General features: G+C 37.7%; 16 protein-coding genes. 13 read left to right on the forward strand and 3 right to left on the reverse strand.

Annotation, left to right across the window (positions count from 1 at the left end; translation table 11 throughout):
- The 5 genes from BLS38_RS03580 to BLS38_RS03600 form a co-directional block, all read left to right on the forward strand.
- Window positions 1–1,569 (forward strand): DUF2345 domain-containing protein (locus tag BLS38_RS03580; RefSeq protein ID WP_143230102.1); only part of this gene is annotated, 1,569 nt, incomplete at its 5' end.
- Between the two features lie 38 nt (window positions 1,570–1,607).
- The gene (locus BLS38_RS03585; protein ID WP_092746978.1) at window positions 1,608–3,119 is read left to right on the forward strand and encodes a hypothetical protein; all 1,512 of its coding nucleotides are present in this window, start codon (window positions 1,608–1,610) and stop codon (window positions 3,117–3,119) included.
- A gap of 1 nt (window position 3,120) precedes the next feature.
- Window positions 3,121–4,266, forward strand: a complete 1,146-nt coding sequence (locus BLS38_RS03590) for a hypothetical protein (RefSeq protein WP_092746979.1) — start codon at window positions 3,121–3,123, stop codon at window positions 4,264–4,266.
- A 107-nt stretch (window positions 4,267–4,373) separates the two neighbouring features.
- A complete protein-coding gene (locus BLS38_RS03595) occupies window positions 4,374–6,131 on the forward strand; it encodes a hypothetical protein (RefSeq protein ID WP_092746980.1) in 1,758 nt (585 codons plus the stop codon).
- A gap of 63 nt (window positions 6,132–6,194) precedes the next feature.
- The gene (locus BLS38_RS03600; protein ID WP_092746981.1) at window positions 6,195–6,575 is read left to right on the forward strand and encodes a hypothetical protein; all 381 of its coding nucleotides are present in this window, start codon (window positions 6,195–6,197) and stop codon (window positions 6,573–6,575) included.
- Window positions 6,576–6,624: 49 nt separating this feature from the next.
- Here BLS38_RS03600 and BLS38_RS03605 read toward each other — a convergent pair whose 3' ends face one another.
- Genes BLS38_RS03605 through BLS38_RS03615 form a run of 3 tightly spaced genes read right to left on the reverse strand, consistent with a single transcriptional unit; the run spans window position 6,625 to window position 8,975 of the window.
- On the reverse strand, window positions 6,625–7,026 hold the full coding sequence (locus BLS38_RS03605; protein ID WP_092746982.1) for a helix-turn-helix domain-containing protein: 402 nt from the start codon (window positions 7,024–7,026) through the stop codon (window positions 6,625–6,627).
- Between the two features lie 55 nt (window positions 7,027–7,081).
- Window positions 7,082–7,957 carry a Dam family site-specific DNA-(adenine-N6)-methyltransferase gene (locus tag BLS38_RS03610; RefSeq protein ID WP_092746983.1) on the reverse strand — a complete coding sequence of 292 codons (876 nt, stop codon included), beginning with the start codon at window positions 7,955–7,957 and terminating at the stop codon, window positions 7,082–7,084.
- Window positions 7,950–8,975 (reverse strand): DNA adenine methylase, encoded by a 1,026-nt coding sequence (locus BLS38_RS03615; RefSeq protein WP_092746984.1) that lies wholly within the window; start codon window positions 8,973–8,975, stop codon window positions 7,950–7,952. The genes BLS38_RS03610 and BLS38_RS03615 overlap by 8 nt, the downstream gene beginning before the upstream one ends.
- Before the next feature lie 84 nt (window positions 8,976–9,059).
- On the opposite strand from BLS38_RS03615, the gene BLS38_RS03620 reads away from it, so the two are divergent.
- The 8 genes from BLS38_RS03620 (at window position 9,060) to BLS38_RS03655 (ending at window position 16,081) form a co-directional block, all read left to right on the forward strand.
- On the forward strand, window positions 9,060–10,457 hold the full coding sequence (locus BLS38_RS03620) for a hypothetical protein (RefSeq protein WP_092746985.1): 1,398 nt from the start codon (window positions 9,060–9,062) through the stop codon (window positions 10,455–10,457).
- Between the two features lie 138 nt (window positions 10,458–10,595).
- Window positions 10,596–11,894: a hypothetical protein gene (locus BLS38_RS03625; protein ID WP_092746986.1), complete on the forward strand. Its 1,299-nt coding sequence runs from the start codon at window positions 10,596–10,598 to the stop codon at window positions 11,892–11,894.
- Between the two features lie 12 nt (window positions 11,895–11,906).
- Window positions 11,907–12,674 carry a hypothetical protein gene (locus tag BLS38_RS03630; RefSeq protein WP_092746987.1) on the forward strand — a complete coding sequence of 256 codons (768 nt, stop codon included), beginning with the start codon at window positions 11,907–11,909 and terminating at the stop codon, window positions 12,672–12,674.
- Window positions 12,675–12,828: 154 nt separating this feature from the next.
- Window positions 12,829–13,359: a hypothetical protein gene (locus tag BLS38_RS03635; RefSeq protein ID WP_092746988.1), complete on the forward strand. Its 531-nt coding sequence runs from the start codon at window positions 12,829–12,831 to the stop codon at window positions 13,357–13,359.
- 16 nt (window positions 13,360–13,375) lie between these two features.
- Window positions 13,376–13,729, forward strand: coding sequence for a hypothetical protein (locus BLS38_RS03640; RefSeq protein ID WP_092746989.1), 354 nt, complete (start codon window positions 13,376–13,378; stop codon window positions 13,727–13,729).
- On the forward strand, window positions 13,726–14,025 hold the full coding sequence (locus BLS38_RS03645; protein WP_092746990.1) for a hypothetical protein: 300 nt from the start codon (window positions 13,726–13,728) through the stop codon (window positions 14,023–14,025). Before BLS38_RS03640 ends, BLS38_RS03645 begins: the two co-directional genes overlap by 4 nt.
- Complete coding sequence (locus BLS38_RS03650; protein ID WP_092746991.1) at window positions 14,022–15,473, forward strand: hypothetical protein; 1,452 nt, start codon at window positions 14,022–14,024, stop codon at window positions 15,471–15,473. Before BLS38_RS03645 ends, BLS38_RS03650 begins: the two co-directional genes overlap by 4 nt.
- Window positions 15,461–16,081 carry a hypothetical protein gene (locus BLS38_RS03655; RefSeq protein WP_092746992.1) on the forward strand — a complete coding sequence of 207 codons (621 nt, stop codon included), beginning with the start codon at window positions 15,461–15,463 and terminating at the stop codon, window positions 16,079–16,081. The genes BLS38_RS03650 and BLS38_RS03655 overlap by 13 nt, the downstream gene beginning before the upstream one ends.
- Window positions 16,082–16,116: the final 35 nt, after the last annotated feature.

Below are 16,116 nucleotides of genomic sequence, written 5' to 3' on the forward strand. Positions count from 1 at the left end.
AAGCAGGATGAACGTCAAGCCAATCATCTGATTCTACAGCGTCGCCATGTGGCCATTATTCCAGAGTACCACCCGAAACAGCACAAACCTGTTGTGCACCCGCAACGTGCCAAAGTGGTTGGCCCAAGTGGTGAGGAAATTCATGTTGATGCATGGGGTCGCATTAAAGTTCGTTTTTTATTTACCCGTGCAGAAGATCACAGCCATGACAGCGGTGCAGGAAGCAATGACAATGACACCGACTCCGCTTGGGTGGATGTGCTGACGCCATGGGCAGGCGAAGGCTATGGTATGCGCCTTCACCCGCGCATTGATGAAATGGTGGTCATTGACTTTTTTGATGGTGATATAGATCGCCCATTTGTATTGGGTCGTATTCATGAAGGCCAACGTCACCCTGCACAATTTGATCAGGTCGGGCAGTTGCCAGAGACCAAAGTCTTGAGTGGCATTAAAACCAAAGAATACAAAGGCACAGGCTACAACCAACTGCGTTTTAATGACACGACTGGCCAAATCAGTAGCCAACTCCACAGCAGTCATGGTGCCAGTCAACTCAATTTAGGTAAGCTCAGCCACCCCAAAAAATCGGCAGACAGTGCTGAGCGAGGTGAAGGCTTTGAACTTCGAACAGACCAATGGGGTGCGCTACGTGCAGGGCAAGGCTTGCTCATCTCTACGTATGCCCAATCCCAAGCCACAGGCCAACACTTAGAGAGTAGCGCTGCCAAACAACAACTCAACAATAGCTGTGACAATAGCCAAGTACTGAGTGAAGTGGCTAAAAACCAACAGACCGATCCCATTCAAAGTGTTGAACAACTCAAAGCTTTTGCTGCTCATCTGGAACAAGACATAGCCAAATTCAATCAAGCCCTGTTATTGCTCAGCTCACCAGATGGCATTGGTTTGAGTACGGCCCAAGACATTCATCTGTGTGCTAATGGTCAGATTAATCAAACTGCAGGGTCAAGTATTAATGTGAGTACACAAAGTGATTTCATTGCCCATGCACACGGCAAAATCAGTGCGCTTGCGATACAAGGTGGAATTAAAGCGGTGTCGGCAAAAGAGAAGATTGAGATTGCAGCCCATAACAACGCTATTTCGGTATTGGCAAGGTTAGGCATAGATATTCAATCGACTGAAGATAAGATCATTTTACGCAGTAAGAAAGGGATAGAGCTTTATGGTGGTACATCATCACTGAAAGTAGATGAAAAGATTGAGCTAAAAACCCCGGCACAGATTGAACTTAAAGCCGCACAGCATGCCTTTTTGAAAGGTGAAAAGGCACAGTTTGTGTTATCTGCCCTACCCATAACTGATTTAAAGCCCAATGATCTTGTTGTTGAGTATTTACACAGTGATGGACAACCCGTACAGGGTGCACCTTTCGAAGTTTTATTTATGGATGGTACACGTCAAAAAGGCAAACTTGATGAACATGGCAAAGCTGTTTTAAAAAATGTCCCCCAAGGCAAAGTAGTTATTCAATATGGCGAAGATCAAAATGATCAAACATTTAAACCGAGTCCCAATGACGATTGGTTTAAAGCACTCGAATAAAAGTGTGCGCTAAAGAATAAATACCCGAGGAGTGGAACGTGGAAAAACCACAGAATAATCAATTTTGGCAAGAAATTGCAAAACATACTGAAGCCGTGCAAAAATCTTTTTGGTATGCTGCTCAAGATTTAGCAAAACACTTAGATGATCAGCCCAAGCTATATTCAAGTTACATACAATACGATGTGAAGCAACCTGACCCGAGTTGGTCATGGTGGACAAAGCTATTTTTTTACTATGGGCAAGGTGAATATAATAAAAGCGTGACCCAGCACAATATGGTTGTGTCCTTGTCAGAAAAATCCAGTTGGATTTATGGCATGCTACAAGGCGACTTTAATAAAGATCCTACCCTATCACAGGTTGTTGTAGGGGGCATCATTAGCTTAATTCCTGTGGTAGATCAGGTATGTGATATTCGAGATTTAATATCAAACCTCATCACACTGTCAGATGAAGGGCAAAGAAATACTGAAAACTTCATGGCACTTGCACTGACCAGTATCGGTTTAATACCCGAAGTGGGTTCATTATTCAAAACGGTGATTAAATCCACTCAAGTCAAAGGTGCAACCAAGATTTCCTTGATTAAAACCATGGAGTCTTTAGAAACAATCACTGCCAAAGTGGGTATTCATTGCCCTTGGGGACGAGCACCTCAACGGTGGCTTCAAAATGACCCTTGGAAGCAATTGGCAACCAATGCACAGATGGTGTTGCGTAAAAATATAGATCGACTGAGTCACGTGTTAAACACACTGATATCAAAGACCATTGGGCCACTTCGAGCGAAGATACAATCTTTTTATATTGAAATCAGTAAGATTGTGAGTGCGACTGAGAAATATATTAAAGAACTTTGTGAAGAGATAAGTAGAAAAGTCAAAGAACTTTTACAAGTTCCCCATCAACCGCTTGCAATGGCGGGGCATTCACATTCAGGGCCTAAGCCGACCAATCGTTACGAAACCAATACTGCAGGAAGTCAGCCGACACATGCACAGCATCAACAAAAAGAAACCAAACCACCAGATAAAGATAAAAAGAATAAAAATGACAAAGAACCAAGTTGTATACTCAGGCCGTACAAGCCAGATACCTGTAAACCGTTAGGGAAAACCGGCCATCATGTGGTGCCAGATCGATGTTTTAGACTGGGTGCAAGAAAAGGGGCTGAGCGTGGAGGGATTGACGGTGGTTTGACTGAAGCGGAAGGCTTGGTGATTTGTGTGGAGGGCGCAACTCCAAAACCATCAAATCAACATGGGCAAATTCATGAACAACATGACGTTTTTGAGAGGGAACTAAAGGGTTTATTTAAACCTATGGGCACTGCAGCACTGATTGAAGTGGAAGTTGCTTGTGCGAAATCCGTAGCGTTGGTTTTAAAAAAATGCAGCGCAGCTAGTCTTGCTACACAGCTAAGAAGTTATCATCAAAGTAAGGGTATGGGGCCTGACTTTATAGTGAGGGTAGACAATAAAGGCTATGATGCTCGAAAGATAGATGTGAAAGAGTTTGGTCACAAGAAACGTGGGAGTGGGTATTAAAATGGCAAATGCAATTTCATTTACAACAGGTGTAGCGATCAGCGAAGATAATTTTTATTTAGCTTGTGTTTTAGACGAATTGGATCATTGGGATTATTATGCACGTATGTTTATATATAAACATACAGAAAGTGGTGAAGATGCCTGGTGCTATCATGATTTAGATGGTTGGGGGCTAGTTTCGACAGAATTTGTAGATAGTACTAAAGAGTTGATTACCATGAACTCTGAAGGTGATCTTGAAGTTTTAGTACCAGGCGATGAATACAATGAAAAAGTCATTCCAAACAAAGATGAACATTTAGTTTATGGTTCATTTACTTGTCTCAAAGATTTAGGTTTTGGGGTATATGTCTGTGGAAGTGGTGGAAAGGTATATCAACGAACTTCGGAAGGTTGGGGTAATGTTAGTTTTAACTTAGAAGAACCAATTATCGATACAAGAAAAACTAAAAAAGAAGATTTGCTTGATCTAAATAAAAGGTCAGGCTATGAGATATATTTATATGGCATTGCTGGCTTTGCCACAGACCAATTATATGTTTGTGGTCGCAACGGTGATCGAGGTTTTATTGCCTACTTTAATGGCGAGTACTGGGTTGATATTGATGCCAAAACCCCGTCTACCTTAAACAATATCATCGTGTGTGAGAACCAAACAGATATCATCGTCACTGGTGAATATGGCACCTTACTGCAAGGCAATGTCAATACTGGCTTTAAAAATTTAAAAGACATGGGGATTAGTACTCCATTTTATAGCGCAGCTTATTATAACCATGTACTTTATATTACCTCCGAAGATGGATTATACCGCTATGAAAATAATAGTTATAGCAAAGTCAAAGAAGTTGAACATATACGTGGCACTTCCGATGTAGAGGCCAAAGACGGCGTGTTGTGGGTGGTTGCAAACAAAGAGCTGATTCGCTTTGATGGGCAACATTGGCAAATTATTTGCTACCCTGGCAATGAAGAAGAAACAGGCCAACGCTTAAAATGTTATGCCGGCAAAGTGTGCCCAAAAACAGGGGATTGGTATAGCACCGCAAATAAGATGCAAAAACGTCATTTTAAGCAAGGTGAAGTGATGCCAGAGGTGCCAGATAATGACTGGGGTGAAACCATTTGGTATATGGATTGTTAAAAATATTATCGTTAGAAAAATCTATGAAAATTGGAACACTGAAAAACGGCGTTTTTCAACTATGTAAACATACCATCATCATATGTTGATTGATGAATGGATATCCAATGACTTTAGCAAAAGAAGTACAGAAAATTTTCGATGCGCAGAATAAAAGTATTGCTGATTGTGAGCGGTACTTTTATAAAAATGGTACACTCGCATCATTTGACAGTGTTGCAATGCAACCAGAACGCCGTCCTACCGCTTTACAAGCTATTTTTGACAGCATTGGTGTAGAACATCACAGTGACATTGATAATGCAGTCCGTTTAGGTGTTGCAGAATATCAAGCTCGAAATGGTGGTGATTTACCTGATGCCAGTGTGATTGCGACCGCATTATGTTCAGCATCTCAACTGAGCCAATCACTTAAAGGTGATCAGGCTAAACCTATGTTTGACAGTATTGCTCAAATTGCAGGTTTTGACAGCATTAGTAATCAAAACTATGAACAAGCTGCCATCGTTCCAGCAATGGCAATTGTGACGATTGCTTCAGTGATTGCAAATAGTTTACCTATTGTGACAATGTTGCCTAATCCAAGTAATTCAGTGCGTGTACCGGTTGTCGCTGTACGCTATATCACGGATTCTAAATTTGGTGCGATGCAAGCTGGTGATTATTTAGATGGTGCAAATGCAGGTTTACCTTATGCAGAAGGTCGCTTTCGATTCAAGCTCACAGCTAAAGGAAATGCTGCTTACGCCGTGACAGCACATTCAGCATATGCAGATTTTAAAGGAAAAACACCTGATAATACGGCTGTATTATTACCATTCTTGTCAGGTAACGTATCCATTCGTATTAATGGAATTGAAGTTGCTCATACTCGTGCGGATCAATCATCATCTGTGGCAAGTGGTATTGTTACTGCAATGCCAAAGCGTGGTGTGCTGATTAACGGCATTGAATACAAAGTCATTTCAAGTGAAATTAATGTAGATACGAGCGAAATTAGCGTCACGTTGAATATTGATTTACCTGAAGAAGCAATAATTGAAGTTGCATTGGTCGTTGATTTTGATGCAAAAGACGCACAGAAAAAACACAAAATAAATCCAGTTGGCCTATCGCTTAAACCAGAATATGACAGCATTCAATCCGTGCCTATTCAAAACCGTATTACATTGTCATATACCACCCAAAATCAGCTGGCATCAGAGTTAGGTTTAGGGTTTGTGGGTGCGGCACTTGTTGCAATTCAAGGTAAGGTTTTCTTAGAACAGAATCTACGCTTACTTGGTGAAGGTAAGGAACGAGCACAATATAATGGCCGAGAATATACTTTTGATGCTTCTCGTTCAGTTGCTGGTAACTTGACTGCCGCAGTTACTACGTTTAGTGACTTGATTGGCCGTGTAACGGCAACATTGGATCTTGCTAAATTGTCAATTCGCCAGGCAACAGGTTCTAATGCTGGTTTTACACTGTATGTCGGAAATAAAGGCACCGTGTACTTTAATCAATTAGATGCATCTATTTTCAAAAAAACAGGTGCAACAGCTGCTTTTGGTGAGATTGTTCGTATTGGTACATTGTCAGATGGTACAGATGTGTACCACGCACCGACTGAATATGGGCTTTTGGCCGAAGAAGGCAATGCAGTTGAAGCACTATTGGTCGGTCGTGGTAGTGAGCCGACACGTAATCCTTTTGTGGGCACAATTACTGAGGCACCAACTTTCCGTGAAGCCAAGCCTGATTCTCGTGATGTAGAGTTTGGATCACGAGCACAAATGGCAGCTGAGCTTAATCCATTATCACGTTATGCCGATCAAGTGGCGGTGATTAGTTTGATTAACTTACCAACTTTGGGTAACTAATGTAGGGAAATGAGGGCAGAGGTGTCCTCATTTTTAATTCATTATTTTTTAGGACATTGAGATATGGCGACTAAGAAAACCACCAATACAACTGATGATACAGCAACGACAACGGATCAAGCGGATACTACCAGTACCAATGATACAGCAGCTGCAACTGATGTGACTAACACCACTAAAGATACAACAGCAATTACAGATTCAACAACAGATACGAAAGTGGAAAATAGCTCTAAAAGTACAGCAACTACGGCGCAGAAAGATATTTTATTGATTACGGCAAAAAACAATGGTGTACGCCGTGTGTTTGAACCATATTCACGTACGTTAATTGGTACAGGTGAGCAGGTTGAAATACATTGCACTTCTGTTGATGCAGTTGCTCAGGTTAAAAATAATTTGGCCCAATTAAATACATTGGGCCGTCGTATTGTTTACAGTTAGTTTCAAGCTAAAGAAAAAAGCCACTTCATATAGTGGCTTTTTTAAATTATTAAAAGAAAGTATCAGAACTGACGTTAAAGCTTTTACACAAGAGTTTTATATGACGAATATTAAGATGACGTTTACCACTTATAATCTCAGAAATAACTGACTGTGGTGCAATATCAGATAGATCAGCCTGAGTTAATCCTTGTTGTTGCATCAAAAAAACCATTGCAGATATACCATGACTGTCTGGCATTGGCGTATGTTCATTTTCATATTCAAAAACCAATGTACCGAGCTGATGCATAAGACTTGAAAGGGGATGTCCTTCGTCATCTCCAACGATATCAAGTAATTCATCGAGCGATTCAACAAGCGTATCATAGTCCTCGGCCGTTTCAGGTCTGCTTAAAAGAGGAGCAACATAACGCCAGTGATCTACAGCTTGTTTAATCATTGCATTCATGGTCTTAGTCCTGTTTCCAATGGCTTTTATCATATTCTTTGTGTGTCAGAATATGTCAATAATTAAGCAATAGGATTTCTTTTGATTCTCCAGTACTTGTATTATAAGAACTGTTGTTATAATGTTTATTTAGTTCTATAACTCGATATTTCTTTGAAAACTCAAGTAGGATCTCATTTGTTTTACCTTTATGAGTCAAAACATTTGAAAGAGCAAATTTCACTTTATTTTGATTTAAATCGTCTAATGTATTTAATAAAAGTCTTTCTTGGGAAACTGTCCAATTTTTAAAACCACGATTTCCATCATTATAACTACCTGTTGTTATTAAATAAGGGGGATCGAAATATAAAAAGCTATCTTGAGTAAATTTTTGTTCCTTTAAAAAGGTATCAAAAGACTGGCAAGATATAGTAACGTCCTTTTCTTTGAGTTTGCTCACAAAACGTATTAACTTATCTTCTAAAACTTTAGAAAAATGACTGCGTTCTAATCCAAATGGATTGTTGTAATCATGATTATTATTAAAGCGAAATTGATAGTTAAATGAATAGCAGATTAACGTATATAATTTAATTGGATTTTTATCTTTGTTGTAGTCCGTACGAAGTCTCAAAAACCCCTCTTTATTTGTTTTGCTAAGACTATATTTTTCGATATAAAAATAGATAGTGTTTAGAATGTTATCAATTTCATTTTCTTTAAAAAAAGAAATAATATCTATTACATATTTATTTATGTCATTTATGAAAACTTTTTGAGCATTTATATTTACAGCAACATTTGCTCCACCAGCAAAAATATCATAAAAATTATCTATTTTAGCTGGAAAATATGGCATCATCTGCGTGAGCAATTTAGCTTTGCCACCAATATAATTCATTGGACTTGCAACAATCTGCTGGTTGTTTTTTACTGTTAGTTTATTCATGGTTTTGTTTCTCAATATAAAATAAATATTCGTTTACTTTAGGCTTCAAAACAATTTTTGACTTATAACGACGATATTCAATTTCCATGAAATCATAAGTTTCGGGAATACCTACAGATAGTAAAATTTCTTGAATCTGTTCTTTATTTAAAAGTCCATCAGAATTATAGCTTAAAAACAAGTGTTTACAATTAACTTGCACCAGAACTTTTTTAAAAGCATTATAAACTTTTGACTTTTTACAAAAATCAGAAGTTTCATTATCGTCAAATCGTCTAATACCTGTAACACCTTTTATAACAGGGTTATCATATTTAGCAATTGTTTCTAATAAATGGTAGTTTGAGGTGTACTGTCTGCCGTTATAAGGTGGGTCTATATAACAAATATCAGCTCTTATACTGTGAGTGATATTTTCAGCTTTACTGTTAAAGGATTCGTTGATTTTATTATTATTGTACAAAATGGGATGTTTAAGGACCAAATCTTTAAATGCTCGTTTATCCCAATGTTTTAGATAAGCGCCGTAAGTTCCTGTAATATTAGACACAAAAGGAACCGCTTCTATTAGTGTTGCTAATAAGTATTCAAATTCTTCGTGATTGATATGTTTTTTATTTAACCATAGATCTAAAGTAAGTCGAATATCATCAATTTTTCGAGCATTTTTAGGAGTCAAATACATACGCCCATTGCTATCACTCGCATAATTAGATTCAATAAAACCCATTTGACCAGATAAATTATTTAAATAATCAAGAGGATCATGTATTCCTAGTTTAATTAGGCCTGTAAATTTTGGTACATTATTGGGTGTGACATATCCTTTAGCTAGAATGTATGAAAAATAAAGTGAATCATTCGTTATAACCTTGAAGTATTTCTTGAAATGATAGGCTACAACTCCTGTTCCTGAAAATAAATCTAAAAAAATTTTATTGCCATGGTTATTAACTTTTTTCAATATCATGTTTTCAATTTCACTGAGCAATTTTGTTTTGCCACCAATATACCGCATAAAAACATCCAATTACATCCTACTTATATCATATTCTATGAATTTGATATAGTCAATTTCTAAATTGTAGTACATGGGAATAAAATGTTCAAAAACCAAAACTTATGGATACTAACGGAAGAGTATCCTAAACCAACTGTTATTCAAATGATTGTAGGTACGTTTTGCCAAGATAGAGGTAATGGTGTCTTTTTTGATAATATTAGAATTATTCCGATTTTGGATAAAAATAATTTTTTATTTACCTATGAGATTCTGGGTATAAATACACCTTTAATAAACAAAATATTTATTAAAATAGCTACAGGGTATTCAAGTTTTGTGGATTTTTTAGTCTTTTATCAAGATTATGAACCCACCCAATTAGACATTCCTGTTTATGTTATAGAGGAGACGAAGACAACTGATAAAGAAAGTCGTAATACAGGAGTATCTCAAAGATCATCTAAATTTAGCTATGTTCACTCATTTTATCCAAATGCACAAAAAATAATGCTTTATTCTTTACGGAATGAAGAAAATCAAACGTTGAGTGATACCAATATTTTTGGTAGTCGTTTACTTACTACACAAGGAGTTCGTATTTTAGGGAAAAATCGTACTGACTTTTTACCTTTTACGAGTATTGATGAGCTAATTTCGGCTAAAAATAGTATGAGGAATCCACCCGCAGGTAATGTTCCTATAAAAATCACTCAGTATGAAAATAAAATACAAATATCAGGCAGGCTTTTCAAGAGTGATAGTTTATCTCATGATCCCAATATAGGTACTCTAAGTTCTATTGCTTATACATTACGGGTACTCGGGTATCAAGGACAAATAGAGATTACACATCATGGGTTATTTCAGAAACACGTCCAAAATGGCAAAAATAAATTTATTAGAATTGCTCAAATATTGGGTATAACCTTGGAAGGTTTACAGCTTCCATCTCAAATAGCTCAGGTTGATTATTGGCGATATGATACGAAAGGTGAAAAGTTAGGTACAATATTTATTCACTTGTTGGTAGAAAATTTTTCTGAAGGATTTTCGATATTTGATAACCATGCCGGTTCTGAAAAAGGTTATTTTTTTACACCTGATGGGCAGTACTTGTCTTTAATAAAGTATGAAGCCGAAAATAGAGAAGCCTATAAAGCAGGCGATAAGACTAAAATAGTATATATTCCTGACTTAATTCTTTTGGATCCTAAACAGATGGAGGTGATCAATGTTGAGGGTAAAGTATATTCAAATATGCTTAAAGGAATTAGTGAGTTAAATAATTATGATCCAGTTGAAAGGCTTTATATTAATAGGTACTATCCAGATTTCAAAGTTCTAAGAACAGTTGTTTTATATGGAAGTTTCGAAAATCAAATCACTAGAGCTGAGGTAAGCTTCTTGCTAAATAAAGATGGAAATTTAATTTTAGGAATACAAGCGCCTGATTTATTTAAAAGAGCATTACAAAACTTGTACTCTTATTGGCACTGAGTCACATTAATTCCTACAAACTAGTTTTTTAGGCTTTTTAGAAAGTTTTATTTTTACTGTGGACTATTCTTGGAACACAGTAAAACGCCCCATTTTCAATTTGTCAAAATACAACAATAAAGAAAATAGGGGTAAAAGATGACAGCATTAGCCGTCGGGGTTTTAACCAGTGGTCAACTCGTTACAGTAAAGGACAGTACCGCAACATTGCAGATTGACTATGATTTACATAGTTACTTAGGTAGTGATGTTGAGCTACAAGTCAAGTTTTCATCAAAAGTGATGACACCGACTACAGGTAGCCAGATTGTTTGTCAGTTACGTTGGGTTGATACAGCGACAGATACTTTGATTTACCAGGTGCAAGGTACACTTAATGATGATGAAGATGATTATGCGTCATTATGGAGTATTGCAGGTGCAACTGAGTATTTTAAATCTTTTGAAATTACATACAATAATGCCACGCTTATCACGGCGATCACGTCAAGTAGTGCTTATAATAGCTTAAATAGTTTAAGTAAGAATGTTACAACCTTTGCATTAGCAGATGATCAACCAAGTGCATTTGATGCAGACCAAGCCTTCAATTTACTCACTACTTTACGTAATCGACCATCAGATATTGCAATCATTGGTCTTCAAAACTTGAGTGTATATAACACTATTCTTAGAGCTTTAGATCAACTTAATATTCCTTTTACCATTGAGTTAGATCCCACATTAACCATAGACCAAGCAGTGGCTATCGCAAATTCCCTTGATGCGAATGATCATCGAGTACAGTTAATTTGGTCGCCGAATCTTTGTCGCCCACGTGATGCAATATCTTTACGTGGTCGTAAAAAGCCTGCTTATGCTATGGGTATGTACCTTGGGTATAAGGCTCTGCGAAATGCCAACGTCACGGCAAAAGGTATCCCTCCGATTGGTACACCCATAGCAGGTGCAGATTATCCATTCTCACTCAAATCGATTGAACAGCGTGCTGATATTGTTTTTGGCCCACAAGAGTTAGAGCAATTGGCAGTGGCTAAAATCAATGTAGTACGCCTAGAAAATTATGATATTGGCGAGCGCTTTGTACTTAGTGATGTACTCACACAATATCAAAGTAAAGACAGTGCATTGCGTATCGTGAATGCTGCAGAAATTACCTGTTATACCGAAAATAAAGTCATCGATATTCTGAAACGTCACATGCTTAAAAAAACTGACCGTTTTTTAACAGAAGCCGGGCGAGATATCACGACATTCCTTAACAACTGTGTGTCAGCAGACTTACTCAAAAATGCATCTGATCTTGGCGGTAAGCCGTATGCATTTAAATTAGAAGAAGATGAGCAGTACCCTTTTGAGAGAGTTCGATTATATCTAGCACGCCGTGTTGTTGGTGCTGTTCGTTCAGTTGTATTTGATGATGTCATTGTAAAATAAAGCGAGAAAATTATGTTTGGATTTAAACGAGCGAATCAAAGTAAACCAGAGCAGGATCATATTCACTTTGGTTTTGATAGTGCGAAAGCGAGTGACTTGCAAGATAGCGTGCAAGCATTGTCTAGCACTGAAGTTCGTGAACAGCAGTCAATGCAAGAGCATTTTCGTGAGTTAGCAGTAGGTATAGTTGCATCACTGGTTGAGCAAGTGGGTGAAGGACTTGATGAAGACACTCTACCAACAGATGTACTTGATGCACTCATGCTCAGTGCCACAGATGGTTTAGATGACCAAGAGACTGATGATACTGCTTGGGAGTTATTATTGGGTAGCTTACAAGATGCACTAAATGCTTTTGGTGTTGATGATAGTGCATTGGCTGAAATGTTTAACGATGATCTTGAAATTGCTGATGCAGCGATTGAATCCGTGTGCGATACCGTTTTGGGCAATATGCCTGATGATGGTGAGCCTTTAGATATCTTTATTCGCGATTTCGTGTACGGTCATGAAGATGACGAAGCCTCGTTTGATTCGCTTGCAGTTGGTCATACTATGGTGCGTAAAGTCGCTGGTAAGAATATTCAGTATAAGGCGAAAGCAGTCATACGCCGTGGTAAAAAAACAATTGTTCATAAGCGGTTACCAAATCAAAAAGTACGCTTAACAGCGAAGCAAAAAGGTGCATTAACTAAGGCTCGAATGAAAGCACATACTGCCAATGCCATTAAAATGCGTGTTAAGTCATTTAAAAAAGGCCGTAAACTTGGTTACTATTAATTTATACATTTCATAATCCTAAAAGACCTATTCACTAGGTCTTTTTTAGTTTAGTCCAATGATGTTTTAAGCATTTCACTATCTTTAGGAACATATAAAACTTGTTCAAATATACGGTGCCATAATCAGAACATATCTGAATTGAGGAGATATTATGGCAACAACACTACAATTATCGGATCTAAAAGCCACCGATGCATACCTTCAAAAAATTAAAGATGCTTTAGAAAAAGCAGTTGGACAAACTATACCTATTGTAAATGTAGATAAGTTAAAACGAGTCGGTGGTGTCAGTGCTTGCCCGGTATCTTTTATATTTGAAGGCGGTCAAACACTTAAACTTTATATTCGTGCAGGTGCCGATGCTTTTAAAGCTAATCTGAATGGTAAAGAAATTGTCCTGGCTGGTGATTTTTCTAATGACGTAAAAATGACATTTGATAACGGCGTAAAATCAGTTTCAAACCTGGTTCGTAATAGTCAAAAGAAGTTTGAGGCATCACGTAATAAAGAAAAAGTAATTATCCCTAAAATTATGAATTCTTCAAGTAAAAGCTCATCGGCTCAGATCAAGCAACTTAAAGAAGATGAACTTGTACTTGATCAAAATATTGAGCAAAAAAATGTATTGTTAATCCAGCTCAAAGAGCAATTAGCGACAGCACAAAACATTGTAATCTCATAGTTTGGAGTGACAAATCGTGAGTAATCTTGTGCTTGATATGGTTTTAGTTTTTGCATTTTTATGTATGACCTTGTACTGCATGTATTGGAAAAAACAGCATCAAAAAAGTATTGAATTGACCCTGTTTAGTCCAATGCTCAAATTTATGATACACCGTTTGAAATGGTTCTTGATGATAGCGATTAGCATACAGTCGATCATTTGTTTATTTTTAGATTGGCGACTAATTACAGTACTTAATACATTGGGGTGTGAAGGCGTTTCTGTCTGGTTTGTTGCTGTAGTACTTGGCGTGATTTCAATGTGGTTTAGTGGTGTTTATATCGCATTTTCTCTATTGAATACGATCAGGCCAAAGGGGGCAGTATGATTGTCAGTGCAGATGTAATTTCAATGATTAATCATTGGTTAAGTACGCCACCCAATGGATATTTTGGCTCAAGTTACGGTGCAGATTTGAATGGGTTACTTTTGCGTCCGATGACATCAGATGTTGCAAATACATTTATTGCCAAAATGAAAGAAGATTTACCTATTTTGGCACAACTTCATAGTGATCAATTGAGCCTTTATACAGAAAACATCAGCTTTGAGCAAAAGAAAATTTATTTAGGTGTGGGCAATATCAATATTAATTTAACTGACATACAGCAGATGCAGTCATGACGATAAAAGTAGATTTTGAGAAACGATTGGTTGCACAAATTACCGATAGTGCCATTCTTGAACGATATTGGGTGAAAGATCCTCTAGTGCTTCAGCAAGTACGAGCAATAGCATCTTATTTAGAGGCAATTTCCCAAGATATTGAAGTTGCATCGCTTGAGCCGTTTATTCGTACACGTGATAGATCGATCTTGGCTGATGCGAGTAATAAGGGCATCTTGCCAACTGCAGTCGCATGCCAGTTTAAAATTGATGTAAAAAATAAAGCATCAAATGCTGTTACATTGAGTCAAGGTCGACATATTGAAGACAATGGTGGGCGAGTATGGCGATTGCTTCAATCGGTGACGGTTGGACCACAGCAAACAGTGACGGTCACGGCGGAACAAAGTGAATATCGTGAAGTAGAGTATGTTGCAGATATTACCGAGCCATTCCACAAAAAAAGTATTGATTTACTCGATGACTTATATCTTGCCAGCTTAACTGTGGTTGATCACAGTATTCCATTACGTAACACGTACCTTATTCAGCCACAGTGGTTAAATGTTGAAAAAGGGGTATATGCGATTAATGTGACCACTGATAGTTTACGTCGTATATTTGTTGAGTTTGGAGACAGTGAGCGTGCAGGGGTGACTGTTCATGCAGGAGATACATTTACCTTTGGTATTACAGAAACGTATGGTGATATCGATGTCTCTAAACTTAAAGATGCCTCTTTAACCGAGGTGAATAGTACAGATGAACAGCGTATTAGTGTTGTATTTCAAAGTGGTGGACTAGTTCGCTCAGGTACAACAGCATTAAGTATTGATCAGTTACGCGTATTGGCAAGTTATCCGTCGATGTATGGAGAGAACGCCGTATTTTTAGGGAATTTTGATTATTTAGTGCGTAAAAAAGTCATGAGTCGCACAGACTTTGTGAGCGTCTGGAATGAGAATGTACAAGACACATACTACGGTGTCACATATAAAGATATAAACCATCTGCATGTTGCATTTAAAGCAAAGGTGGCTGCAGAGCAAACCATGATTGAAAACGAAATTAAAACGATTATTGGCCGAGCAGATACTTTGTTTAAAGAGCGAGTAATTGTACACGATGTTGTTGAAAAGCCGCTTTACCTGACAATTACGGGTCGCTTAGCATCAGTTCATGATATTGATAGTGTCGTCAGTCAAATTAAAGGGCTTTTAGTAGACCGCTATGGCCGTTCTAGTTTATCTGCTAGTCGTTGGTTACTCAATGGATTCAACTCACAAGAAGTCGCAAATTTATTGAGAAATAATATTGCTGCTTTCCAAGATCGTGTCAGTGATTTTGTGATTAATATCCCATCACAGCTCAATTTGCCTCATGAGTGGGTGTACTTGAGTGAAGGAAGTATTTCAGTCCAGCTTGATCGCACAGCAGATTCAGTAGGTACAGCATGGATACTTTAGCGATTAACTCATTTACTCAGCCCATAGATGCATCATTTAAACAAGATGGGCTAGAAACATCCCTTGTATCAGCTTTTCAGTATGTATTTGAAAGTATGCTACAAGCACAGCTTCAAGACCTTATAGATTACGGTTGTCCTCATATTGGTAGCCGTGATGTGGTGGAGAGATTTGCAAAAAAAGATGGTTTAGTTGTTTTACGCCGTGATGATGCAACAGATCGTCTAATGCAAATTATTTTTTCAAATTGGTCAAGTATGGCGAGTGCAAGAGGGCTTACTTTTGTTGAGTTTGTTTTAACTTGCTTGTGGCAAAACCATTGGACGCTAACACGTTTATGGCATGACCTAGAAAAGGTAAAACAATATCCACGTTTTTTGACAGATATACCTTCTGAAAATACTTTTTTGACCAGCCGAGTGAACTTATATTTGAGTCGTGATGTCGCACTCAAGGAAATTATTGAGCTGTCACCGATTGTACGCCGTTTAGTGCCTGCACATATTGTTTTAAAAGTTATCGCTGATGAACTCAATACTGATATAGGCGATAGTGTATTTGGCATCACCGTTGCAGGGCGAGGCTATCATTTTTTTGATTTGAGCTAAATTGGAACATCGCTAAATGGTGATGGGTAAAAAAT

This window comes from Acinetobacter boissieri (assembly GCF_900096955.1).
Taxonomy (GTDB): Bacteria; Pseudomonadota; Gammaproteobacteria; order Pseudomonadales; family Moraxellaceae; genus Acinetobacter; species Acinetobacter boissieri.

Excerpts from the sequence above, each read along its gene's own strand:
- BLS38_RS03590 (WP_092746979.1), top strand. The coding sequence starts at position 3,121 with ATGGCAAATGCAATTTCATTTACAACAGGTGTAGCGATCAGCGAAGAT.
- BLS38_RS03595 (WP_092746980.1), top strand. The coding sequence starts at position 4,374 with ATGACTTTAGCAAAAGAAGTACAGAAAATTTTCGATGCGCAGAATAAA.
- BLS38_RS03600 (WP_092746981.1), top strand. The coding sequence starts at position 6,195 with ATGGCGACTAAGAAAACCACCAATACAACTGATGATACAGCAACGACA.
- BLS38_RS03605 (WP_092746982.1), bottom strand. The coding sequence starts at position 7,026 with ATGAATGCAATGATTAAACAAGCTGTAGATCACTGGCGTTATGTTGCT.
- BLS38_RS03610 (WP_092746983.1), bottom strand. The coding sequence starts at position 7,957 with ATGAATAAACTAACAGTAAAAAACAACCAGCAGATTGTTGCAAGTCCA.
- BLS38_RS03615 (WP_092746984.1), bottom strand. The coding sequence starts at position 8,975 with ATGCGGTATATTGGTGGCAAAACAAAATTGCTCAGTGAAATTGAAAAC.
- BLS38_RS03620 (WP_092746985.1), top strand. The coding sequence starts at position 9,060 with ATGTTCAAAAACCAAAACTTATGGATACTAACGGAAGAGTATCCTAAA.
- BLS38_RS03625 (WP_092746986.1), top strand. The coding sequence starts at position 10,596 with ATGACAGCATTAGCCGTCGGGGTTTTAACCAGTGGTCAACTCGTTACA.
- BLS38_RS03630 (WP_092746987.1), top strand. The coding sequence starts at position 11,907 with ATGTTTGGATTTAAACGAGCGAATCAAAGTAAACCAGAGCAGGATCAT.
- BLS38_RS03635 (WP_092746988.1), top strand. The coding sequence starts at position 12,829 with ATGGCAACAACACTACAATTATCGGATCTAAAAGCCACCGATGCATAC.
- BLS38_RS03645 (WP_092746990.1), top strand. The coding sequence starts at position 13,726 with ATGATTGTCAGTGCAGATGTAATTTCAATGATTAATCATTGGTTAAGT.
- BLS38_RS03650 (WP_092746991.1), top strand. The coding sequence starts at position 14,022 with ATGACGATAAAAGTAGATTTTGAGAAACGATTGGTTGCACAAATTACC.
- BLS38_RS03655 (WP_092746992.1), top strand. The coding sequence starts at position 15,461 with ATGGATACTTTAGCGATTAACTCATTTACTCAGCCCATAGATGCATCA.